The sequence below is a fragment of the Streptomyces sp. NPDC047917 genome (assembly GCF_043204345.1).
GTDB classification, from domain to species: domain Bacteria; phylum Actinomycetota; class Actinomycetes; order Streptomycetales; family Streptomycetaceae; genus Streptomyces; species Streptomyces sanglieri.
In genome coordinates this window covers 614,930-638,485 of the sequence record NZ_JBIDCA010000004.1, presented here as the reverse complement: position 1 = coordinate 638,485, position 23,556 = coordinate 614,930, and the positions used below count along the sequence as shown (strand labels likewise).

Sequence of the window (23,556 nt, the reverse complement as noted above, 5' to 3'; positions counted from 1 at the left end):
CCGCATGCTGCTCACGCCCGTCGACGGCGATGCCCTGGTCCGCACCCGGCGGCTGAGGACACTCGGGCTCGGCGAGCGCTCCGACGCCTCGTTCGACAACTTCGACGCCTTCGCCGACCGGGTGGCCGAGGTGACCGAGGTGCCCTTCTCGATGGTCAACTTCATCGACGGCAACCGGCAGTTCTTCGCCGGTCTGCACACCCCGGCCGGCACGCACAAGGGGTCCGATCTCGGTGCCGCCGCCGCGGGCAGCAGCCGCAGCGGCCGGTATGTGGCGCTCGATCGCGGCTACTGCCCGCATGTCGTCGTACGGCGCAAGGCGCTCGTCCTGGAGGACGTCTGCGACTACCCGCGGTTCGCCGGAAACCCGGTGGTCGACGAGATAGGCATCCGCTCCTACCTCGGCGCACCCCTCATCGACCGCACGGGCATCGCCCTGGGCGCCGTCTGCGCGGTCGACACCGTGCCCCGCCCGTGGGGCAGGGAGGGGCTCGACACGATCAAGTCCCTGGCGATGGAGCTGGTCGGGCACATCGACCAGCGGGAGGGCAACGGCATCGGAATCTGATCAGACCTCGACCGTCGTACCGTCCACGAAGGTCAGCACCACCGAGTCCGCACCCGCACGCACCCGCACCGCATCGCGCAGCGCCTCCGGGTGCACGGCGTCCCGGGAGAGGGCGACCAGCGAGACATGGATGCTCCGCCCGCCGGGGTGCGGCCCGCTGCGAAGGTACGGAATCGCCGAATGCGGTCCGTACGCGTTGGACTGGACATCGCGTGCCACCGCGGCCCCTTCCGCCCCGCCGTCCCAGCCGTGCAGCGCGATCAGGGCGCTGCTCAGACCGTCGGCCGTGCGGGCGAGTGCCCAGTCGGGGCCCGACAGGGCGAACGGGCTCCGCGCATGCGCGACCGCGTGACCGCCCTCACGCACCACCGCCCCCTCGGGCGCCTCTACCCGGTGCACCCGGATCTCCCACGGACCGTGCAGCACACTCGTCGTCTCGATCCGGTACGGATGGTCGTCGCCGGGCAGCCGCGCCGCGTACCAGGACGCCGCGACGCGGTCCTCGCAGCGCAGCGGATGGATCCGGCTGCGCGGCGACGGGGTGCCGTCCGGTGCCAGCAGCGCCAGATGGCCGTCGATGGAACGGGCCACGGCGTGCGGGGCGGCCTCGGGTGCCGTCGCCGTCGAGTACCCGAACCGGGCGTAGTGCGGATCGTGTGTGCCCTCGGCCGGGTCGGCCGCCTCGTCGAACGGCGGATTGTGGTCGCTGCCGTGATTGACCAGCCGGACGATGCCGTCGTCACGGGTGCCGTGCAGCAGCCACCCGGTGGCCGGCAGCGCGGTGTACTGGTCGGACTCCTCGATCGGGAGCGGGAGTTCGCGCGCCGTCCACACCTCGTGGTCGGCCGGCAGCAGCAGCCCGAGGAAGCCCTTGCTCGCCCAGTACGGCGAGGCTGGACCGGAGTACGGCTGGGTGCTCGGCAGGAACGTGTCGTACCAGCCGAGCGTCAGCAGCCCCCGCTCGTCCGGCACACCGCGCTCCGCGAAGTGCCGCATCGTGCCGGAGGCGAGCCGGCGGGTGAGCCCCGGCGCCAGCGGGGTGCAGTCGGCCAGCGCCCCCATCCACACCGGTGCCAGGGCTGCGAACCGGTACGTCAGCGAACGGCCCTGGTGGACGGGGGCGCCGTCGGAGCCGAAGAAGTGCGGATAGTCCTCCAGGAACCTGCGCAGCCGCTGCCGGTAGACCTCCGTCCGGCCGCCGTCGTCGGCGCCCGCCATCCGCGACCAGAGCAACGGGTACAGATGCATCGCCCAGCCGATGTAGTAGTCGAAGTTCCGGCCGTCCCCGTCGGTGTACCAGCCGTCACCGACGTACCAGTCCTCGATCCTGTCCAGGTTCGACTCGATGTCCGAGCGGCTGTACGGTGCGCCGACCGAGGCGAGGAACTGCTCGGACACCACCTGGAAGAGCCGCCAGTTGTTGTCCCAGGTGCGCCCGCCGACGAACCCCGAGAACCAGTCGACGACCCGCTCCTGCACCCGGGCGTCCAGCCGGTCCCAGATCCACGGCCGGGTCTCGTGCAGCGCCACCGCGACCGACGCCGCCTCCACCATCTGCTGCGAACAGTCCGTCAGCTTCGGCCACGCCTCCCCGCTCCGGGGATCGGTGCCGGCGGTCAGCCCCGCCGCGTACCGCTCGATCAGCGCGGGGTCGACCGCCCCGCCCGCGCCCGCGATCCGGCAGGCGGCGAGCAGGAACGACCGGGCGAAGCCTTCGAGACCGTCCGAGACGACCCCCGACCAGCTGCCGCGGCCGGGCAGCCGGTACTGGGCGAAGCCGGGGGTCGCGTACGGCACCAGCGCGTCCAGCATCCGGTCGGCGGTCGCCTCCCAGTGGGCCCGGGTCCAGCCGGTACGTGACGACAGGAGCCGGTCGGGCGGCGGCAGGTGCAGATGCGGTGCGACGGACATGGTGGTGCTGCTCCTCGTGGGTGATGCGGGGGTGGGCTAAGGGACGAGTTCGGCTCGGTGGGTGTGGCCGCGGGAGCCACCGACGGCGACGGTGAGCACGGGTCTGCGGCCGGGTACGAGGCTCACCGAGTCATCGGCCGTCGCCACTGCCCTCACCCGGAAGGGCAGTTCGACCGAGAGTGTGGTGAGCGTGCGGCCCGGGTCGGCGACCGCGACCCGGATGCGCGGGCCGTGGCGCCGCACCAGTACCGATGCCGGGCCCGACGAGGTGATTCCGGCGACTGTTCCGGCGCCCCAGAAGTTCACCGCGGTCAGCCCCGCCCGGCGCACCTCCACCGCCTGCGCGGCGCTGTCGTCGGCGAGGATCCGGACCGGCCGGGACGCCGACCAGACCGCGGTCGCCGCGGCCGATGCGCCGGGCAGCAGCACATAGGCGTAGCGGGCGTCGGTGGGCGAGGCGCCGTGGTCCGTCCAGAGCGTCAGATAGCGGCGGGTGACGGGGTCGGTACTGCCGCCCGTGTCCGCCCCCGTGTCGATGGCCCGCCAGGTGCCGGTGCGCTGTTCGCGCAGGGCGTGCAGCGCGGTTTTGCCGGGGAACACATAGCCGCCCACTCCCTCGACATGCGCCCACCGGGCCTGGCCGAACGTGCCGCTCCAGCCCTGCTCGACGGGCTGGCGGACGCCGTCGACCAGCAGCCGGTGCCGTCCGTCCGCACCCAGATTGCGGTTCTCGACGATGGTCTCGACCGGCCGGCCGTCGCTCGCCGTGATGCCCGCGCCGAGCGCGATCACCGCGTTGTCCAGCAGGAACCACGACTTCCTGGTCCGCAGAGTGGTGCCCTGGCCGCCGATCACCTCCATCGCGGCGGCCCCGTACCGGCCGTCCAGCACGGCACCGCCCGCGACGTTGTTGGCCGGACGGTAGGTGGAGGTGCCGGAGCCCGTGCCGAGATCGGTCCGCTGCCGGGTGTCGACCGTGGTGCCGGGCAGGCGGTACGGATCGACGGTCGGCCAGAAGCCGTCGTTGAACTGCCCCAGATCGTCGCCGTCGTACAGATACGTCATGCCGTCGCCGGTGTACCAGCCGTGCAGATTCTCGCCGTTGCCCGCCTCGTACGCCGAGATCCGCTTCGACGAGAGCGACAGGGCGCAGGCCCAGCCGGGGCGGCGGTGCACGACACGGTCCATGTCCGCGAAGACCCGGCTGCCGGTGGAGCGTGGTCCGGCCGGGACGGTCCGGTCGTCCAGGACGGCCTTGGCCAGGGCGAGTTGGGGCAGCGTCGCGAGTCCCTCGAAGGGGGTGGTGCGGTTGCGGCTCAGCCAGCCCTTCACCAGCGTCCGCCAGCGCGTGGCGTACTCGGCGGGCGCTCCGGACGCCAGCAGCAGGATCGCCGCCAGGGCCGTCGCACCGTCTCGGTGGTCACCGGCGCGCTCCCGGGAGATCGCCCGGCCGCGCACCGAGTCCATCATCAGCCCGTCGAAGATCACCGGTGCGAAGGTCCGCTCCACGGCGTCGTACATCACCGAGACCCTCGGGTCGGCCACCGCCCACTCGGACCCCGCCAGCAGGGCCAGCAGATACGCCGTGCCGCTGAGCAGCACGATGCCGTACGAACCGGTGTAGGCCACCACGTCGTGCTGGACGAATGAGCCGTCCTCGTAGAAGCCGTCACCCGAACTCGTGTACCGGAAAAGGCTGTTGCGGCCGGAGTCGCGTACGTCGGAGAGTGCGTCGCGGGCCGAGGCGAGCTTGGCCGGGTCCTGTCCCAGCAGCCCGCGCAACGCCACGATGACGGCCTTGTCGGTGCGGTTCGCCCCGGTCTCGGGGAGTGCGGGGGAGTTGGTGCGGCGGTCCGCGTCCGGGCAGAAACGGTCGACGACCGCGAGATAGTCCGCCAGGTCGGTCGCGGGGAGCCGGTCGCGCAGGACGACGGAGCAGTCCATCAGCGCACGCGGGGCGCCGATCTCCCAGAACCACCAGTTTCCTGTCTCGCGCCTGGCCGGGTTGTACGCGGTGTCGTGGGTGAAGCGCAGTGCGGCGACGAGGGCGTCCGCCACCTGCGCGTTCCCGGCGAGGGAGGTGCCCTCGGTGGCCCAGGCGGTCGCGAGGGTGCGCAGCCGGGTGTAGCTCTGGCCGAAGTTGCCCGGGTCGGTGAGCGGGACGAGGTCGGGCCAGAGCGCGGTGCGGCCGGCGCCGCGGTCGAGGGTGTCCCACAGGTCCCCGGCCGTGGTGTCCAGGGCCGATACCGCGTCGGTGAAGTCGGGGTCGGCCGGGTCGAATCCACCACCGGTGAGCAGCGATTCGGCGCGCTTGAGCAGTGTGTCGAAGCCGGCGGGTGCGGCACCGGCACCGATGGACGCGTCCGCGAGAGGTGCGGCGTGCGCCGTGCCGGCCGTTGTCATGACGGCCGGCACGGCTGTCGCGGCCGTCACGGCGGTGGCGCCGGTCGCCGCGAGCAGGGTGCGTCTGCTGAGGTTCACGGTGAACTCCCTTGTCTCTGCGGTCAGTCGGCCAGTGTGGACGGGTCGACGGGCGGCTTCGGAAGGTTCAGCGCGGCCAGCTCGGCACGGCCCGTGGCGTCGATGGGGAACGCCCAGGTGTTCACGAAGAAGTCGGTGAGGTCGTAGCCCGCCACCCGGCTGGAGCAGGTCGCGAGGGCCCGGTAGCGCTTGTCGTTCTCGGTGTAGTCGGACTGCGGGTTCTCCTCGCGGACCAGCTTGTGCATCCGGGGCCAGAAGTCGTCGCCGAACGCGAGCTCCAGCTGGCGCAACGGGACGAGCTTCTCGTACGCGCCGAAGGACTTCTCGTACGTCAGACCTGCCGTGCCGAACTTCTGCCGCGCCGACTGGAAGTAGGTGAGTCCCGTCTTCGGGTCGACGGTGAGGAGGTTGGACGGCTGCTTCAGGGTGCGCTGCGCGGCCAGCGAGTAGATGTTGACCGTGACCTCGGTCAGGCCGCCCGGCTTGTACGCCATCTGCTGGTGGAGATGGCCGAGTTCGTGGTAAAGGCCCCAGCCCCGGGTGCGCAGTCCCTCCACGGTGGTGGCCCGGTCGAGGTAGGCGCGCGGGAAGCCGTTGTAGCCGTGTGTGGCGTAGGCGCCGACCCCGGTGGGCACCTTGCTGACCTCGGTGAAGTGGTACGGCCCGGCCTTGCGCCGGTGCACCGGCCTGGAGCCGTCCAGGCCGCTGATCCGGGCATGCGAGTCGATGATCGTCTCGACCAGGCCGAGCAGCGCGGCGTGGTCCTCGTCGCGGTACAGCAGCGCGCCCTCGCGAGAGAGCGTCATGATCGTGTGCGGCGCGTGCAGTTCGACGTACGGCGACGCGGTGAGCGTGTCCAGCTGCCGCTGGTAGCCGGCCTCCGAGGTGTGCCCCAGCGTGAAGACCGGCATGGGGACGGCACCGGAGCGGACCACCACACCGGCCCGCTCGCCGCGCCCGGTCAGGGTGAGGTAGACCGGGCCGCCGTGCGGGTCGGTGACCGTGTTCGCCCCGGCGGTCAGCGGATGGCTGCGGGGCTCGGTGATCTCACCGTAGTAGTCCCAGGCGCCGATCCAGAGCGTGGGCAGCAGACCGTCGTGCGGCTGGACGGTGAGCGAGAGGGGCACGCCGGCCGGGACGTACAGGCCGGTGGGCTGGAACTCCGAACCCCGCAGGGCCTGTCCGAGCCGCAGCCGTTCGGCCTCGGCGGCGGGCCGGGCGGTCACGGTCAGCCTGACCGGGGGGCCCGCCGGGTGCCCCTGGGCGGTTGCGGGGGTGGCGGCCCGGGCAGTTCCGGAGGCGGCGCCGAGCGCGATCGCCGCCCCGGCCCCGGCGGCCGCGGCGAGAACGGAGCGCCGGCCGACGGTGGCGGAGGCGGCGGAGGGAGCGGTGGAGGAGCCGGCGGAGTCTGTGGGCATGCGCATGCGGAACTCTCCCTGCGAAAACGAGTGAGGGGCGGAAGCGTGCGGAACGGTGCTGCTCGGCGCCAGCATGTAAGCGGTTGCTATTCAGAGGCAAGAGGGGGTACGAAGTTACTGCGATTTACTATGGTCGACTGTGGACAGGTGGGAAGTAACCGGTCACTTCCGGGTGGAGCGGCCGGCCCTCGGCGCAACGGAATCGCGTACCACGATGTGGGTTCCGAGCCGCAGCGCCCCCGTGGTGGGTTCGCGCCAGTCGTCCTCGTCCCCGCCGCTCACGGCCAGCCGTACGGCCTGGCGTCCCATCTCCTCCAGCGGGACGTGGACGGTGGTCAGCCGCGGTCGCAGCTCCTGGGCCACCGGGATGTCGTCGTACCCCACCAGGGACACGTCCTTCGGCACCTGGATCCCGGCCTCCTCCAGCGCCTGCGCGGCGCCCGCCGCCACCATGTCGTTGGCGGCGAAGACAGCGGTGAAGCCGGTCCCGTCCCGCAGCACTTCGGCCATCTTCCGGTAGCCGAAGTTGCGGCTGAAGGCGCCGGGGCGGACCAGATCGGGATCCGCGTCGATGCCGCGCAGCAGCAGCGCCCGCTGGTGTCCGGCCAGCCGGTCGCGGGTGGTGGAGAGCTTGGGCGGGCCGCCGAGGTAGAGGATCCGTTCGTGGCCCTGCATCAGCAGGTGGTCGGTGATGGCGAAGGCGCCGCCCTCGTTGTCGTACTCGACCGCGACGGTCGGGGCCTGCTCGCCCAGTGGCGGCCTGCCGCACAGCACCAGCTTCGATCCGCCCGCGTCCAGCTCGCGTGCCCGGCGGGCCAGCTCGGTGGTGTAGCCCCGGTCCGCGATGGAGCCGCCGACCACGACCACCGCGTCCGCCCGGCGCTCGTGCATCAGATCGATGAAGGCCAGCTCCCGCTGCGGGTCGCCCTGGGTGCAGCAGACCAGGCAGAGCCGTCCGCCGAGCGCGGCCTCCCGCTCCACACCGCGCGCGATGTAGGCGTAGAACGGGTCGATGACCTCGTTGACGATGATCCCGACGGTGCGGTTGGAGACGCCGGCCAGGGCGCGGGCGTGCGCGTTGACGACATAGCCCAGCTCGCGCATCGCGGACTCGACCCGCTCCCGGGTCGCCTCGGCGACCGGGTAGTTGCGGTTCAGTACGCGGGAGACCGTGGCCGTCGAGACGCCTGCGCGCCGTGCGACGTCGGTGACCGTCGCCCGCCGTTGTCCGTCCGCGGCTGTGCTCTGCCGGCGCATCCGGCTCACCCCCTGGTGGCTGTTGTGTGACGCCGAGCCTAGTGCCCCTCCGGGCGGACGCCGCCCCGTCGCGCCGCCCATCACGTACGCCCGCCGCGTCGGCCGAAAGCGCAGGCTGTGGACTTCGTGCCCGCACGGGCGGCGGCACTCACGCGATCCTCCCCAGGTCGTCCCGGTGCACCGGGTGGTCGAACGGTGTGCCGTGCGCGTACCGGACCAGCTCGTCCACCGCGAGCGCCCCCAGCCGTCCCACCTCGTTGCCCTGGGCGCCCGCCAGGTGCGGGGTGAGGAAGACGTTGGGCAGGTCCCACAGCGGGTGGCCGTCCGGCAGCGGTTCGGGCGACGTCACATCGAGGACCGCGTCCAGCCGTCCGCTGACCAGGTGCCCGGTCAGCGCCTCGGTGTCCACCAGCCGGCCGCGCGCGGTGTTGACGAGCAGAGTGCCGGGCCGCATCAGGCCGATCCGCCGGGCGTCGATCATCCCGCGGGTCTCCGCGGTGTCCGGGGCGTGCACGGTCACCACGTCGCTGGTCGCCACCAGGGTGTCGAGGTCGGTCGGCGTGACGCCGAGCAGCTTCGCCTCGGCCGCATCGACGTAGGGGTCGTGGAGCAGCACCTCGGCGTCGAGCACCCGGAGCAGTTCGATGACCCGGCGGCCGATCCGGGAGGCCCCGACCACACCGATGGTCAGCCCGTGCGTGCCGAGCCAGTGCTGCCGGTCGAGGTCGGCGCCGGTGCGGTGGGTGCGCCGGGTGCGGAAGAGCCCGGCCAGCGGGAACACCCGCTTGGCGCCCATGATGATCGCCGCCAGGGTGAACTCGGCGACCGGCACCGCGTTGGCGGCGGCGGCCGACGAGACGACGATCCCGCGATCGAACGCAACCGGGGACAGAAACGTTTTCACCGTGCCGGCCGCATGGATCACGGCACGCAGCGCGGGCGCCCGGTCCAGCAGTTCGGCATCGACGGGTGGGCAGCCCCAGCCGGTGAGCAGCACCTCCGCCGAGCTCAGAGCGGCCGAGGCCTCCGGGGAGTCGAACTCGCTGATCACGGACGGGTTCCGCAGGTCGGCGGTCTCTTCCAGGCGGGCCCGGACCGGTGGCGGAAAGACGTCGTCGAGCAGCCCGGGGCTCATGACCAGGAGCGTGCGCGGCCGTCGCGGGGACGGTGTCGCGGCATCGCTACCGGGATGTGCCGGTGCCTCTTCGGTGGTTCGCACCCTGCCTCCGGACAGTAATCGCGTTCTATGGAATGACCGGCACGCTAGGGAGCGTGATGGTCGACCGTCAAGCTCTCGTCCGTTTCAACTGTCCGGTTCCATGCCTTATTTATGGTTTCGAGGTACTGGATTCAGTCGCCGGTACATCGCGACTCAACGACTTTTGCCCGGATCTCTTGACGCTTGGGTTAACCGCTTACTAACTTGCGGCCCCAGAAGGCTCACCACGCGCCACCCAGCCGAACAGGACGCACCATGGCTGAAACAGCACCCCCGTTGCCGCGGGAGAAGCGGCGGCAGAAGGCTGAAACACCCTCCCCGCCCGCCGCCGGGGCCGTCGACGCACAGCACCGGCCGAGCCTCTGGCAGCGGATCAAGCGGGACCGGGTGATGTTGCTGCTCACCCTGCCCGGACTGCTGTACTTCGTCGTATTCCACTACGTACCGCTGCTCGGCTACGTCGTGGCGTTCCAGGACTACCAGCCGTACCTCGGCTACATGCACAGCGTCTGGGTGGGGTTCGCCAACTTCTCCGCGGCGTTCGCCGAGCCGGCCTTCTGGTCCGCGACGTTCAACACCCTGGAGATCGCCCTCGTCCAGCTGGTGTTCTTCTTCCCGATCCCGATCGCCCTGGCCCTACTGCTCAACAGCATCGCCAGCGACCGGATCAGGCGGTTCGTACAGAGCGTCGTCTATCTGCCGCACTTCATCGGCTGGGTCATCATCGTCTCGATCTTCCAGCAGATCCTGGGCGGTGCCGGGCTCCTGCCCGACGTCCTCGGGGGAATGGGGCTGCCGCGCTACGACATGATGAGCGACCCCGACGCCTTCCCCTGGCTGCTGACCCTCCAGGTGGCCTGGAAGGACGCCGGCTGGGGCACGATCATCATCCTCGCCGCGCTGCTCAACATCGACAAGCAGCAGTACGAGGCCGCCGCCATCGACGGCGCCGGACCACGACGCCGCCTGTGGCACGTGACCCTGCCGGGCATCGCCCCCGTGCTCATCCTGCTGCTGATCCTCAACCTCGGACAGATCCTCTCCGTCGGCTTCGAGCAGATCCTGCTCCAGCGCGACGCGGTCGGTCCGGACGCCGGTGAGGTCCTCGACACCTACGTCTACTACCACGGCATCAAGGACAACGACTGGGGCGTCGCCGCCGCCGTCGGACTCGTCAAGGCGGTCATCGGCACCGCACTCGTCCTGGGCGCGAACAAGTTCGCCCACCGACTCGGCCACGAAGGGGTGTACCGCGGTGCTGACCGCTGAGAAGACGCGCGCCACTACGGAATCCACCGCACCGGCGCCCCCGCCCGCTCCCGTACGGAAGTCGGACGGACGGCCTCCGTGGATGGAACGGCCCACCCGCATCGGACAGACCGCCAAGGCGATAGCCGTCGTCGTGGTCGTCCTCGCCGTCGCCTACCCGCTGGTCGGCGTCATCGGTACGAGCTTCGCCTCGCAGACCGACATCATCAAGAGCTCCGGCCTCGTCCTGTGGCCCGACCACCCCACCCTGGACGCCTACCGCACCATCTTCACCGGCGGGGTCGTCACCCGCGCGCTGATCGTCTCCGTCGGCATCACGGTCCTCGGCACCCTCGCCAGCCTCCTGGTCACCGTGGGCATGGCGTACGGTCTCTCCCGCCGCGATGTCACCGGCTCCCGCTTCATCCTGATGACGGCCCTGTTCACGATGCTCTTCAACGCGGGCATCATCCCGAACTTCCTGCTGGTCAAGGGCCTGGGCCTGTACGACACCTACGCGGCGCTCGTCATGCCCACTCTGGTCAGCGCGTTCAACCTGGTCGTCCTGCGGTCCTTCTTCATGAATCTGCCGGACGAGCTGTACGACGCCGCGAAGGTCGACGGGGCCGGCGACTTCCGCATCCTGGTGCGGATCGTGCTGCCGCTGTCCAAGGCCGTCCTCGCCGTGATCAGCCTCTTCTACGCGGTGACGTACTGGAACGCCTTCTTCAACTCGCTGCTGTACCTCAACGACTCCGACAAGTGGCCGTTGCCGATGGTGCTGCGCACCTACGTGCTCCAGGGCCAGAGCCTGAACGCCGCCTCGGCGGGCGAGGTGCTCGCCCCGCAGCAGGCCGTGCAGATGGCGGTCCTGGTCATCGCCGTCGTGCCGATCCTCTGCGTCTACCCGTTCCTCCAGCGCTACTTCACCAAGGGCGTGCTCACAGGCGCCGTCAAGGGCTGAGCGCGGCCACCGCCACACCGCCCCCCACTCCTTCCTTCCCCTCTCCCAAGGAGATTCAGGTGTCGAGCTCCACCCCCATCAATCGCCGAGCACTGTTCCGCATGGGTGCGGGCGTCGGTCTGGGACTGGCCGCCGCCCCGCTGCTCGCCGCCTGCGGCGACGGCGGCACGACCGCGAAGGCGGAGGCCAAGAGCGCCTCGCTGCTCCCGGAGACCGCGGTCCGCAACATCGGCCTCAACCCCGATCTCGCGGGCACCGCGGCCGGCGTTCCGCAGGGCTTCTTCAGCTACCCGGCCAAGCCGCTGCGCGCCACGAAGGGCACCCCGCTCAAGGGGGCGAAGCCGATCGGCGCGACGATGGAGACCTTCTCCCCGCCGCCGCCCGCCCGCGGCAAGAACGCCGCCTGGCAGGAGATCGAGACGCTCCTCGGCGGCCAGGTGAACATCACCGCCGTGCCCGCCGACGACTACGGCACCAAGTTCTCCACGATGGTCGCGAGCGACAGCCTGCCCGATCTCTTCATGTACCCGGAGGTGGGCGGCGTCGACAACAAGGCGGCCTTCCTCCAGGCCAAGTGCGCCGATCTGACGCCGCACCTGGCCGGGGACAAGATCAAGGACTATCCCAACCTGGCCGCGATCCCCAAGGGCGCCTGGCAGGCCGCCATCTTCGGCGGGAAGCTGTACGGCATCCCGATCGCCCGCACCGGAACCGGCGGCGCCGGCGTCTACCGCCACGACCTGTTCGAAGAGGTCGGCGTCACCGACCTCGCCCAGATCTCCGACCTCGACAGGTTCGTCGAGGTCTGCAAGGAGCTCACCCGCCCCAAGAAGGACCAGTACGCCATCATCGCGGGCGCCACCACCATGCTCGCGATGTCCGCGGGGGCGCCCTACTACTGGCGCCTCGACGCCAAGACCGGAAAGTTCACCACCGACCTGGAGACGCCGGAGTTCCGCAAGGCGGTGGAGACTGCCCGGCTCCTGTACAAGGCCGGTTGCTTCTACCCGGGCACCCTCCAGATGTCCGGGGCGCAGAAGGCCCAGTACACGGACATGTTCAAGAACGGCAAGGGCGCCTACGTCTACGACGGCATGCCCACCTACCTGGCACCCGGCGTCGGCTACATCGCCTCCATGCAGGCGATCGACAAGAAGTACGACCCGCGCCCCTTCGTCCCGTTCGGCAAGGACGCCATCGCCTGGATGGACAACGTCAAGCTGGAGAACACCCACGTCAAGAAGGCGTCCGGGGACCGGGTCAAGGAGGTTCTGGCCCTCGCCGACTTCGCCGCCTCCCCGTTCGGCAGTCAGGAGTACACGCTCATCAACTACGGGGTCGAGGGCACGGACTTCACCCGCGACGCCAAGGGCAACCCGGCCCTCACCAAGCAGGGCACCCAGGACGTCACCGTGCCGTGGAAGTTCATGGCCTCCGCCGTCCCCGCCATCTTCAGCGCCGACTCGGAACAGGGCGTCCGCCACGTCCACGACGCCTTCACCAAGATGATTCCGATCATGGAGCAGGACCCGACCCTGCAGTACTCCTCGCCCACCTGGGACTCGAAGGGCTCCGGCAGCCTCTACACGTTCAAGCAGGACGCGCTCAAGGACATCATCGCGGGCCGCAAGCCCATGTCCGCCTACGACCAGCTCGTCAAGGACTACCTGGCCAAGGGCGGCGAGCAGGCCCGCGGAGAGTTCGAGGAAGCCTTCCAGAAGGGGAAGAAGTGACGACCCGACGCTCGGCCCTGAAGCTCGGCGGCGCGGCGGTGGCCGCGGCCGTCGCCGTACCGTCCCTCGGCTCGCCCGCCTCCGCCCGGTCGCACGGCTTCGACCCGAAGCCCGGCTCGGACGGTGTCGGCGACCCGCTGTTCCCGACCCTCGGCAACGGCGGCTACCAGGTCGTCCACTACGACCTGACCTTCGACTTCACCCCGGTCACCTACGACTTCACCGCCGTGGTGCGGATCAACGCCAAGGCCACCCAGGACCTCTCCGCGTTCAACCTGGACACCGACGGACACACCATCGACTCCGTCACCGTCGCCGGCCGCCCCGCGACCTGGGTGCTCTCGCCGGGCCAGAGCGGCCAGGAACTCACCGTCACTCCCGCCCGACCGCTCCACGACGGACAGGCGTTCACCACCGAAGTCCGCTACCGGGGCAACGGCAAGGCACCCCGACTCGGCCTGACCGGCTGGAAGTTCGGCACCGACGGCGGCTTCGCGTCGGCCGCCCAGTCCTCCCGCGCCGACACCTTCCTGCCCTGCAACGACACCCCGTCCGACAAGGCGACGTGGACCTTCCACATCAGCGCCCCGCAGGGCTACGTCGCCGCCGCCAACGGTGAACTCCTCCACAGGACCCCGCGCGCCGACGGCTCCACCGTCTGGCACTTCGCCCTCCGCGAGCGCATGGCGACCGAACTCATCGGCATCGCCGTCGTCAAGGGCACCTACCTTTACGGCACCGGCCACCGCGGACTGCCTCTGCGCCACATCGTCCCGCAGGGCCAGGAGGACAAGTACGGCCCGATCGTCGCCCGGACCGCGGACCATCTGGCCTGGCTGGAGGCGAAGTTCGGCCGCTACCCGTTCTCCGTCTACGGCGTCCACATCTACGACGGCTACACCGACGCCCTGGAGAACCAGACCCTCTCCCTGTTCTCCACCAACTGGTTCAAGCCCAACGCCGACGGCCGGCCGGGGTACGAGACCACCATGGTCCACGAACTGGTCCACCAGTGGTTCGGTGACTCGGTCACCCCCGACGACTGGCAGCAGGCCTGGCTCAACGAGGGCCCCGCCGTGTACTACGCCGGCCTGTACGGCGAGGAACGCGGCTGGTCGGTCTTCGAGGACAAGATGAAGGCGACGTACGAGAAGCTCGACGCGGTCCGCGCCGCCGACGGCCCGCCCGGACTGCCCAAGGCGCTCGGCGGCACCAACATCTACGACGGCGGCGCCCTGGTCCTGTACGCCCTCCGCCTCCGGATCGGTCAGCGGAAGTTCGACAAGGTCATGCGCGAGTGGGTGAAGCGCTTCAAGGACTCCACCTACACCAGCGAGGCGTTCATCCGGCACACCGTCGACGTCACCCGCGACTCCTCCCTCGACCCGTTCCTGCGCGACTGGCTCTTCGGAGCCGTGAACCCGCCCATGCCCGGCCACCCCGACTGGAAGGCCTCCGCGTGAACCGCCGCCCCCTGAACACCGTACGAGGAACCGCCGCTGCCGCCACCGCCGCCATCCTGGCCGCACTTCTCGCCGCTCCCACCGCCCAGGCCGCACCGGGCACCCGCACCCTGTACGCGGCTCCGGACGGACACGGCGGTTCCTGTACGGTCGCCCGCCCCTGCACCCCCGAGGGCGCCCGCGACCGGGCCCGCGCAGAGACCGGGCGCGACGTCCGGGTCCTGCTCAAGAACGGCACGTACAAGCTCGACGAGCCGCTCAGGCTCGGCGCCGCCGACTCGGGGAAGGACGGCCGCACCGTCACCTGGAGCGCGGCCCCCGGCGCCCGCCCCGTCCTCTCCGGCGGACGGGACATCACCGGCTGGCGGCAGAACGCCGACGGCACCTGGACCGCCGGAGTCCCGGCCGGCGTCACCCCCCGCCAGCTCTTCGTCGACGGCAGGCGCGCCACCCCGGCCCGCGGTGAGGCCTGCGCGGCGAGCACCTGCGACGCCACGAAGACCGGCATGACCGGCGCGGTGGCGACGGGCATCGCCGCGTGGCAGCGCCCCACCGACGCCGAAGCCGTCATCCGGGTCCGCTGGCGCAACTACCACTGCCGGATCGCGGCCGTGAACGGCGATGTCATGACCTTCGCCCAGCCCTGCTGGACCAACTCGGCGAGCGGCACCGATCGCACCGGCCCGGCCTGGGACTCCACCACGGTCGACTCCACCCGCTACAGCGGCGTCGCCTTCTTCGAGAACGCCCCCGAACTCCTCGACCGACCGGGCGAGTTCGTCTGGAACTCGAAGGACCGCACCGTCACCTACCTGCCGCGCAAGGGCGAGAACATGCGCCGCGCACAGGCCGTCACCCCGCACACCGAACAACTGCTCGTCGTCGACGGCGCCCATGACGTCACCGTCAGCGGGATCGGCTTCGCGTACGCGGCGTACCGTCAGCCGGGCACCGACGAGGGCTACGCGGGCATGCAGGCCGGTCTCACCCTGACCGGAGCCACCGGCCCCGTCGACCACGCCGGCCGCTTCTACACCAAGCCCGCCGCGGCCGTGACCGTCCGCGGCGGACAGCACATCAGCATCGAGAACGGCCGGTTCAGCCGGCTCGGCGGAGCGGGCGCGATCCTCGAAGCGGGCACCAAGGACAGCTCCGTCACCCGCTCGTCCTTCACCGACCTGTCCTCGGGCGCCGTCTACGTGGGTGACACCGAGCCGATGCCGTCGGCGGCGCTCGCGGGGGAGCGGAACACCGTCGCGTACAACACCATCACCCGCTCCGGCGTCGAGTACACCGACTCGGTGGGCATCTGGGCCGGGTACGAGGCCGGGCTGACCATCGACCACAACAGCCTGGACCACCTCCCGTACTCCGGGATCTCGGTCGGCTGGGGCTGGAACCAGCCCGAGTCGCAGAAGTCCGTCCTGCGCGACAACAAGGTGACCGGCAACCGGATCACCGACGTCATGGAGGTCGCCCGGGAGCAGCACGACGGCGGGGCCATCTACACCCAGGGCGCCCAGCCCGGCACGGTCCTCTCCGGCAACTACATCAACCGCTCCGCCTTCGGCAACACCGAGCGCGACGGCAACGGCATCTACCTCGACGAGCAGTCCTCGCACATCCGCGTCGAACGCAACGTCATCACCCGGATCGGGTACAAGTGGGTCTCCAACTGGGCGGACTACGGCATCGAGAACACCGCCCGGGGCAACTGGACCGACACCGCGGCGCCGGCACTCGGCGGCAACGGCTCGGTCATGACGGACAACCTCACCGGCCTGGACCGGCTGCCGGCCGAGGCGCTCGCCGTCGCGAGCCGGGCGGGCGCCCACGGCGGGCCCGTCGAGCAACTGCGCACCGACCTGGCCCGCACCGGCACCGCCACCCAGTCCTCCACCGAGGGCACGGCGGACGCGGCACTCGCCCTGGACGGCGACACCAACACGGACACCCGCACCCTGTCCGAGGCGGGCGCCTGGTGGCAGGTCGACCTGGGCACCGAGCGGCGGATCCGCCAGATCGAGATCTGGAACAACTCCTCCTCCACGACTGCCGACTTCGACGTGGTCACGGACGACGCAACGATCCACGTCAGCGGGAAGGCACTGCGCCCGACGGTCCTTGACCTGGACAGCCGCACCCGTACGGTGCGGATCGTGACATCCGGCACCGGCCGCGTGGCACTGTCCCAGGTGCTGGTCCACCCGTAACGTCTCCGCCGCGCCGCCGGACCGCCCCGACCGGCCCGCCGAGGAGCGGCACAGCGCAACGCATACACAACACAACACATCACAGCGCACCCGCACTACAGCACAGCACAGCGCAACGCAGCGCCGCCGCCGGTCACACCACCGGCGGCGGCGTCGCCGTGCTCTCCCGCACCACCACCTCGCCGGCCACCCGCACCATCCTGGCCCGTCGCCCCGTCGCCCCGTCGCCCCGTCGTCCCGTCGTCCCGCCGGACGCTCCCGCAAGGCCGGCGTGATCATGTCCTCGCCCATCGCGGCCGACAGGCGGCCGCATGCCCGCTCGATCGGGTTGAAGTCGTCCGAGGGCGAACGGATCGGCGTGTCCCCGGTCGTCGCGTGGAGGTTGCCGGACCTGTCGAAGGCGAGTGAACCGGCCGTGCGGGAACTGGCCCGGCCCTCGCCCCGCCGGGTCGCAATCGTGGACACGGCCCCGGAGCACCCCGCCCGGCTCCACCCGGATCAGCGGCGGAGGAATCCGCCGATCCGCTCCCGCAGCCCCCGCGCGTCCAGCCCGTGTGCGGCGAGGTGCTCGTCCATCTCCCCGTACTTGCGCAGCTCGGCCCGCCCCACACCCAGCCCCAGCACGCGGTGCGGCAGCTCGGCGAGCGCGTCATTGGCGGCAGCGGTCGAGGTGCCGGCCAGATACGGCTCGACGATCACCACATCGGCGGACCCGTGATCAGCCACCGCCCGCCGCAGCCCGGCCGCGTCGAACGGCCGTACCGTCGTCGCGTACAGCACTGTCACATCGAGCCCCTCGGTCGCGGCGAGCACATTGCCGAGCATCGGCCCGACCGCGATCACCACCCCGCCCGTCCCCTCCCGCACCGCGGTGAACCCGGCCCCCGCGCCGACCGGCCGCGCCTTCTCGTTGGACTGCACCGACAGCCGTACGTACACCCGGCCGTCCCCGGCCGCGGCCTGCCGCAGCAGTTCCTCGGCCTCGTCCGGGTGGCCCGGCACATGGACCGTCCAGCCGTCGAGTGTGTCCAGCAGCGCGACATCGCCCGGCGACATGTGGGTGAACCCACCGGCAGGCCAGTCGTACGAGCCTCCGGCGCTCACCAGCACCCCGCCCACTCCCTGGTGGCCGAAGTCCAGCTTCACCTGCTCGAACGGCCGCTCCACCAGAAAACTGGCGAAGGTGTGCACGATCGGCCGCAGCCCGGTGAGCGCCATCCCGGCGCCCGCCCCGATCAGCAGCTGCTCCCTGATCCCCACATTGACGACGCGGTCCGGATGGGCCCGCGCGGCGGGGCCGAAGCCGTCCCGGCTGATCTCGGCCAGGACCAGGGCGAGGCGCGGGTCCTCGTCCAGCAGCTGCGACGTGGTGGCGATGAAGCGGTCACGCATCGTGTCCATCTGAAGTGTCCCTCTCGTGTTGTGTACGGGTGCCCTCGGTCTTTCGCCGGGTGTTCAGGGCTTGGGGTCGACGTGCGCGACCACGGCCCGGGGCCGCCCGGGGTGCGGCGCGGTGAAGGCCGCGTACAGTGCCTCGTGGTCCCGCCCGTCGACGGAGGCGACCGACCAGCCCGCCGCCTCGAACCGGGCCGCGATCCCGCCCGGCCGGGTGTACGAGGCCGAAGCGTTGTCGATCACCACGGTGTGCAGCTGCTCCAGCCCGGCCGGGCCCGCGTAGGCGAGCGCCTCGTGATTGCTGCCCTCGTCCAGCTCGGCATCGCCGATCAGCACCCACACCTTGGGGTCGGTGAGCCCCTGCGCCCGCAGCCCGAGCACACTTCCCACGGCCAGTGGCAACCCGTGCCCCAGCGACCCGCTGCCGATCTCGGCCCCCGGCACCAGCATCCGGTCCGGATGGTGCCCGAGCGGGGATCCGTACGACCCGAACCCCGCCAGCAGCTCCTCGCCGAAGAACCCGTGCGCCGCCAGCACCGCGTAGTACGCCATCGGCCCGTGCCCCTTGGACAGCAGGAACCGATCGCGGTCGGGCGCGTCGACGGTGTCCGGCGTCACCCGCAGTACCCGGTCGTACAGCACCCACAGGACGTCGAGAGTGGAGGTAGCCGCGGGGCCGTGCTTCTCGGCCCCGGTCATCAGGCTCATCAGGCGGTACATGTCACGGTGGTCGCGCGCCGGTGCGGCGGTGGTGTTCGTCATGGAACCAGCGTTGAACATCAAGCGTGGTCGAGGTCAAGCGGCAAAGGCGTTCGTGACCACCCGCCCGAGTGCGGTATTGTTCTCATGCGCGTTCAGCCAGGGGGAAACCCCAGGTCAGACGGGCATCGGGACGTGGCGCAGCTTGGTAGCGCACTTGACTGGGGGTCAAGGGGTCGCAGGTTCAAATCCTGTCGTCCCGACTGGAGACAGTCGCAGATCAGGGCCGGTTTCGGAGCAATCCGAAACCGGCCCTTGATCATTTTTGGGGACCAGTTGGGGACCGGCTGGAGGTCCGGCGTCCTTGACCGGGTCAGCGGGTCATGACGATGGGGCTCGGCAGTGAGCGCGGTGCGCGCAGCACGTTGAAGTGGGCCGAGAGCGCCGCCCCGGCGGCCGTGATCTCGTGGACGTCCGGGTGCAGGTAGCGCTGGGTGGTGGTCAGCGAACCGTGGCCGGCGATTCTGCGGAGCACGTGTACTTGGACCCCGGCGTCGGCGAACCAGGTCAGTCCGGTGTGTCGGAGGTCGTGGCGGCGCAGATGCTCGTAGCCGAGCTTGGTGACCACGTTGTCCCAGTGTGTGGCGTCGCGCAGGACGGCGGTGGAGATGCGTCCGCCTCGCGGGCCCGTGAACGGGCGGGCGTCCGGATTGGGGCCGGCGGACAGGACGCGCTGGGCGACGAGGGGGCGGATCTCCTCGACGATGGGAACCTTGCGGGCCCGCTTGCCCTTGATGCCCTTGTCGGTCAGTCCGCCGGGCGCGGGTGTGGTCTGACGCCGCACGGTCCAGTCGTCGGGCACCGCCGGAAAGCTCATCTTCCGGCAGGGCGAGGATGTCGTCGTGACCCATGGGCCGGGTTCCCAAGCCGGCCAGGCCATCACGGCATACGGTCCGTCGGGCACCAAGGGTTTCTCCGGTGCGAAGGCACTGGGCGGCGAGGCCACGGACCCGGGTGCGCCGATCACTGACAGGGACATCGTGGAGGGAAGAATCCCGGGAAACGGCGGATTCATGCCCCCCGCGGAACGATTGAGGGAAAAGTGACGATGAGATTGACCTTCGGCAACGACTGGCACGCGACGGTGACAGCCGATCCGCTGCCCATCGTTCCCCGTTTCTCGGGCAACTCCGTGGACATCGCGTACTACACGGACGTGAAGCAACGTGAGCAGTTCCTCCTGGCCACTTTCGGCAGTCAGGAACAGTTGTGGGAAACGCCCGACGTCCTCCGGTTCGACCCGGACAGCCGGAAACTGGCCGGTGCCGAGTTCCAAATGCCGGCGGAGTCCGCTTACGTCGAGGACCCCGCCCGCGTCATCCCCCTGCCCGCAGTACGCCCGGGTGGGCTCCGCGCGGACGAAGTCCGGGACTTCCGGCTGGAGACGTGCGAGGTGCTGCACCGCACTCCCGGGGACACCGTGCTGACCAGTCTGCGCGACCGCGACGTCCTCAACGAGCCGCTGGAGGCCCGCATCAACATCGCCCCCGATGTGACCCTCCTCGTCCAGCACGGCACCGTCGTCGGCTGGAGTCTCACGGATCCGGCGCGTTACCTGACTCAGGTGTTCGCAGCCCCCGACCCCAACCCGCCGCTCCCCGCTACCCGACGGCTGCTCACCGAGTGCCTGGACCTGATCACTGAGCCGCTGATCGACGACGTGATGGACGGCAAACCGGCCGCCCTGGCCCGGCTCAGGGCCACCGACCAGGCCCTGCGCACTCAGCAGGAGGACCGCTCCCGGGCCGACGCGCTGCTCGCGCTCATCGCCAACCTCGTGGAGGATCATCGAAACTGGTGACGGACAGCCGAAGCAGTTGAGGCGGACTTGGCGCTGTAGTCCACGTCTCGTGGACTTCGCCGGTTGTTGGTCGCGTAGCTCCATATCTTCGCTGAGACCGGTGGCGGTCCGCCTGCTGCTGAGTGCGGAACCGGTCCGGCCGATCAAGAACACTTTCTGTTGCCTCGCGTCAGTCGGCGGCCGCCCTGTAGCGCTGTCGTAGGTCCAGCCCTCTGGCAACAATCGACTGGGCACATCCGGACGGCCCGATGGTGCACGTGCAACGGCACGTAGTACACGACGGCTCGTTCCTGGCATACGCCCTCCCCAAGGGCGGAGACGACGAGGACCCGAAGGACCGGTGGGTCGAACTGACCGACGACGCGGCCATCCCCCTGCGCGAGCACATGGAGAAGCACCCGCCCGTCGAGGTGACCCGACCATGGGGCAGCAAAGGCGGCGCCCCTTGTAGAAGACTGCCATTCAGTCGAATTGGTTCAACTCCTACCGCTGGAAGCCTGCTCTGGCGGCGGCCGGCCTCACCAAGCCACGTGACCCCAACGCAAAGGGACGACGCTGGGAGAAGTCCCGCGACATGATGACGCACGCCCTCCGACACCTGTACGCGTCAATGATGATCAACGGCGGGGTAGACGTGTACACACTCGCGGACCGGCTCGGGCACGCCGATCCTGCGTTCACTCCACGTAAGTACGTGCACCGGATCGTGGGAGCTGGTTCCAAGATTCGCATCGCGGTACGTCAGTCAGCGGTCGGCTGTCGGTTCTTGAAGTACGTCTCGTTGTGTTGGCCCCTCACAGAAGGGCGGATTCGCACCTGGGACCATGAGCGGATGCCCGAGGAACCGAACCCGATGTCTAGCTGTAGGAGGCCAGGACATTACCGACGCCTTGGCGTAGCCGCGACGCAGGAGGTTCTCCGTCAGCGGCGCTGTGGGGGCGGTGGAAGTTGTAGTGGATGTTTCAGATCGCGAGTGCTTCTCGACGCTGGTCTTCGGATAGCCATGCGCGGGCGTAGAGGAACTCCTCGGCAAGGATGCGGTTGTATCTCTCCACCTTCCCGTTGTGTCGAGGCGTGTACGGGGTGATCCGCTGGTGGCGTGACCCGAGCAGGGCCCGAGCGAATGCGTCAGCGCGGTAGCAGGCGCCGTTGTCGGTCACGACTCGCTCGATGTGGGTGATGCCGTGGGCAGCGAACCAGACTCGCGCCCGGTGAAGAAACGCGACGGCAGTGGCCGCCTTCTCGTCAGGGAGCTCTTCGGTGTAGGCGAGCCTGGAGTACCCGTCGATGGCGGAATGGAGGTACACGTAGCCGCCACGCTCGCTCTTGCCCTTGCGGCGCTGAACTGCCTTTGCCTGTTGACTTCCGCGACCGTGGATGCGCCAGCCACCACCGTCGGGGATCCGGCCGGCCTTCTTCACGTCGACGTGCACCATGTGGCCGGGCCGTCGAGCAGTGATCGTCTGCGGCTCTCGGTTGGTCTCGCCGTTGGGGTCGATGAACTTCCGTCGGTTCAGACCGAGGGCGGCCAGGTGGCGGGTGACCGTACGGCGCGAGATCAGAATCCCGTCGACGGCGAGCTCGTGGACGATGCGGGTGGCCGACCACTTGTGGGCACGCCGCATCTCCTCGATATGTGTGACCACGTCGACTGGTGTCGCACTCGGCTGATGGTGCGGCGTCGAGCTGCGATCGACCAACCCGTGTTCGCCGTGTCGCCGGTGCCGGTTCACCCACTTCGACGCCGTTGCTCGGGAAATCCCCATCTCTGCGGCTACGTGCGCGATCGGACGAGTCTTGCAACGCTCGATCAATCGGCGGCGACCCTCCACGGACAATGGTGCGTTCGCGTGGGTCATGATGTGGTCGAGGTGGTATGGGGCGCATGGTGCCGTGCGCCGGTGACGATGAGTGAGACGTTCTGCCCACCGAAGCCGAAAGAGTTGCTGAGCACGGCTTCCTGGGGGACGTCTCGTCGCTCCGCGACGACATCGAGGTCGATGTCGGACGCCACGCCGGCCGCGGTGAGGTTGCGGGTCGGCGGGATGACGCCGTGCTTCACACTGAGGACGGCGATGAGCGCCTCGATTGCGCCGGCGGCGCCGAAGAGATGGCCGAGCGCCGCCTTGGGGGCTGTCACGGTGGCGCGGCCGAAGACCTCCCCGATCGCGCGCGCCTCGGCGATGTCGCCGACCGGAGTTCCGGTGGCGTGGGCGTTGATGTGGCTGATCTGCTCGGGAGCCAAGCCGGCTTGCGCGAGAGCCTTCCGCATGGCCGAGATCTGACCGGAGCCGTCGGGAGCGGGCGCCGTGATGTGGTGAGCGTCGGCGGCGATGCCGGCGCCCGCGAGGACCGCGTGGACGCGCGCGCCTCGGGCGCCGGCGTGTTCGGCGCTTTCCAGCACTACGACGGCGGCGCCTTCGCTGAGGACGAATCCGCTGCGGTCCGGGGCGAACGGCCGGGAGGCTGAGGCGGGTTCCGCGGTGTATCGCGACAGTGCTTGTGCCTGGGCGAAGCCGGCGACGGTGATCGGGGTGATCGCGGCCTCGGTTCCACCCGCGATGACCACGTCCGCCTCGCCGGCACGGATGAGCCTGGCCCCCAAGGCGATCGCCTCGGCACCGGAAGAGCACGCCGAGACGGGCGTGTAGACCCCGGCCCGTGCGCCGTATTCGATACTGATCAGCGCTGCCGCCGCATTGGGCATGAGCATCGGGACCGTGCGTGGCGAGACACGTCGCGCCCCGGCCGCCTCCAGTGCGTCGTCTTCCTTCAGCAGCGTCCGTACGCCCCCGATCCCCGTGCCGATCGCCGATGCGAGCCGGTCCGGGTCCACCTGCGGGGCACCGGCATCGGCCCAGGCTTCGGCCGCCGCGGTGAAGGCTGCCTGCTGTGAGCGGTCGAGCCGCCTGGCCTGCGCCGGCAGCAGTGACTCGGCTGGGTCGATCGCCATCGTCCCCGCAATGGTGTCGGGAAGGCCTACGTCCTCGTGGCCGGGTAGGGCGCCGCCGCGGATGCCGGACTCGCCGGCAAGCAGGGCGTCCCAGGTGGATTCCACGTCTCCACCGAGTGGCGTGATCGCGCCGAGTCCGGTCACGACGACTTCAGTCCCGTGCATGCCCTTGG

Annotated in this window: 15 protein-coding genes, 1 tRNA gene and 3 pseudogenes; 9 read left to right on the top strand and 10 right to left on the bottom strand. The window is 70.2% G+C overall.

The annotated features are described in order from the left end of the window. Positions 1–4: 4 nt before the first annotated feature. Entirely contained in the window at positions 5–568 is a 564-nt protein-coding gene (locus ACGF8B_RS12640) for a GAF domain-containing protein (protein WP_342279766.1), read from the top strand. On the opposite strand, the gene ACGF8B_RS12635 is transcribed toward ACGF8B_RS12640, so the two are convergent. From ACGF8B_RS12635 to ACGF8B_RS12615, 5 genes are all read right to left on the bottom strand, one after another. Further along, positions 569–2,479: a DUF2264 domain-containing protein gene (locus tag ACGF8B_RS12635; protein ID WP_392737361.1), complete on the bottom strand. Its 1,911-nt coding sequence runs from the start codon at positions 2,477–2,479 to the stop codon at positions 569–571. It lies immediately after the preceding gene. A gap of 36 nt (positions 2,480–2,515) precedes the next feature. Beyond that, positions 2,516–4,960, bottom strand: a complete 2,445-nt coding sequence (locus ACGF8B_RS12630) for a polysaccharide lyase 8 family protein (RefSeq protein ID WP_392737359.1) — start codon at positions 4,958–4,960, stop codon at positions 2,516–2,518. Positions 4,961–4,983: 23 nt separating this feature from the next. Then, positions 4,984–6,384, bottom strand: coding sequence for a M60 family metallopeptidase (locus tag ACGF8B_RS12625; RefSeq protein ID WP_392737358.1), 1,401 nt, complete (start codon positions 6,382–6,384; stop codon positions 4,984–4,986). A gap of 156 nt (positions 6,385–6,540) precedes the next feature. Next, a complete protein-coding gene (locus ACGF8B_RS12620) occupies positions 6,541–7,635 on the bottom strand; it encodes a LacI family DNA-binding transcriptional regulator (protein WP_392737356.1) in 1,095 nt (364 codons plus the stop codon). 148 nt (positions 7,636–7,783) lie between these two features. Further along, a complete protein-coding gene (locus tag ACGF8B_RS12615) occupies positions 7,784–8,770 on the bottom strand; it encodes a hydroxyacid dehydrogenase (protein WP_392737354.1) in 987 nt (328 codons plus the stop codon). Between the two features lie 339 nt (positions 8,771–9,109). On the opposite strand from ACGF8B_RS12615, the gene ACGF8B_RS12610 reads away from it, so the two are divergent. The 5 genes from ACGF8B_RS12610 to ACGF8B_RS12590 all read left to right on the top strand — a co-directional run bounded on the left by ACGF8B_RS12610 (position 9,110) and on the right by ACGF8B_RS12590 (position 16,475). Next, entirely contained in the window at positions 9,110–10,123 is a 1,014-nt protein-coding gene (locus tag ACGF8B_RS12610) for an ABC transporter permease (protein ID WP_392737352.1), read from the top strand. Positions 10,124–10,205: 82 nt separating this feature from the next. Beyond that, a complete protein-coding gene (locus tag ACGF8B_RS12605) occupies positions 10,206–11,066 on the top strand; it encodes a carbohydrate ABC transporter permease (RefSeq protein WP_124720602.1) in 861 nt (286 codons plus the stop codon). 59 nt (positions 11,067–11,125) lie between these two features. After that, on the top strand, positions 11,126–12,799 hold the full coding sequence (locus ACGF8B_RS12600; protein ID WP_392737350.1) for an extracellular solute-binding protein: 1,674 nt from the start codon (positions 11,126–11,128) through the stop codon (positions 12,797–12,799). Next, positions 12,796–14,262 carry a M1 family metallopeptidase gene (locus ACGF8B_RS12595; protein WP_392737348.1) on the top strand — a complete coding sequence of 489 codons (1,467 nt, stop codon included), beginning with the start codon at positions 12,796–12,798 and terminating at the stop codon, positions 14,260–14,262. Before ACGF8B_RS12600 ends, ACGF8B_RS12595 begins: the two co-directional genes overlap by 4 nt. Further along, positions 14,259–16,475 (top strand): right-handed parallel beta-helix repeat-containing protein, encoded by a 2,217-nt coding sequence (locus tag ACGF8B_RS12590; protein WP_392737346.1) that lies wholly within the window; start codon positions 14,259–14,261, stop codon positions 16,473–16,475. The genes ACGF8B_RS12595 and ACGF8B_RS12590 overlap by 4 nt, the downstream gene beginning before the upstream one ends. A 498-nt stretch (positions 16,476–16,973) precedes the next feature. Here ACGF8B_RS12590 and ACGF8B_RS12585 read toward each other — a convergent pair whose 3' ends face one another. Together ACGF8B_RS12585 and ACGF8B_RS12580 are read right to left on the bottom strand one after the other, a co-directional pair. Beyond that, on the bottom strand, positions 16,974–17,876 hold the full coding sequence (locus ACGF8B_RS12585; RefSeq protein ID WP_392737344.1) for a transketolase family protein: 903 nt from the start codon (positions 17,874–17,876) through the stop codon (positions 16,974–16,976). A gap of 54 nt (positions 17,877–17,930) precedes the next feature. Then, the gene (locus ACGF8B_RS12580; RefSeq protein WP_392737343.1) at positions 17,931–18,632 is read right to left on the bottom strand and encodes a transketolase; all 702 of its coding nucleotides are present in this window, start codon (positions 18,630–18,632) and stop codon (positions 17,931–17,933) included. A 126-nt stretch (positions 18,633–18,758) separates the two neighbouring features. On the opposite strand from ACGF8B_RS12580, the gene ACGF8B_RS12575 reads away from it, so the two are divergent. Beyond that, positions 18,759–18,832, top strand: a tRNA-Pro gene (locus ACGF8B_RS12575). Positions 18,833–18,942: 110 nt separating this feature from the next. Here the strand turns inward: ACGF8B_RS12575 and ACGF8B_RS12570 are convergent. Further along, positions 18,943–19,419: pseudogene (locus ACGF8B_RS12570) on the bottom strand (tyrosine-type recombinase/integrase); the annotation flags it as partial. A gap of 258 nt (positions 19,420–19,677) precedes the next feature. Here ACGF8B_RS12570 and ACGF8B_RS12565 point away from each other — a divergent pair. Both ACGF8B_RS12565 and ACGF8B_RS12560 read left to right on the top strand, forming a co-directional pair. Next, a complete protein-coding gene (locus ACGF8B_RS12565) occupies positions 19,678–20,430 on the top strand; it encodes a hypothetical protein (protein WP_392737341.1) in 753 nt (250 codons plus the stop codon). A 574-nt stretch (positions 20,431–21,004) separates the two neighbouring features. After that, positions 21,005–21,070, top strand: a pseudogene (locus ACGF8B_RS12560) (hypothetical protein); the annotation flags it as partial. Positions 21,071–21,287: 217 nt separating this feature from the next. Here ACGF8B_RS12560 and ACGF8B_RS12555 read toward each other — a convergent pair. Next, positions 21,288–22,289, bottom strand: a pseudogene (locus ACGF8B_RS12555) (IS481 family transposase). Next, positions 22,286–23,548 carry a beta-ketoacyl-[acyl-carrier-protein] synthase family protein gene (locus ACGF8B_RS12550; RefSeq protein WP_392737440.1) on the bottom strand — a complete coding sequence of 421 codons (1,263 nt, stop codon included), beginning with the start codon at positions 23,546–23,548 and terminating at the stop codon, positions 22,286–22,288. The pseudogene ACGF8B_RS12555 and the gene ACGF8B_RS12550 overlap by 4 nt, the downstream one beginning before the upstream one ends. Between the last annotated feature and the right edge of the window lie 8 nt (positions 23,549–23,556).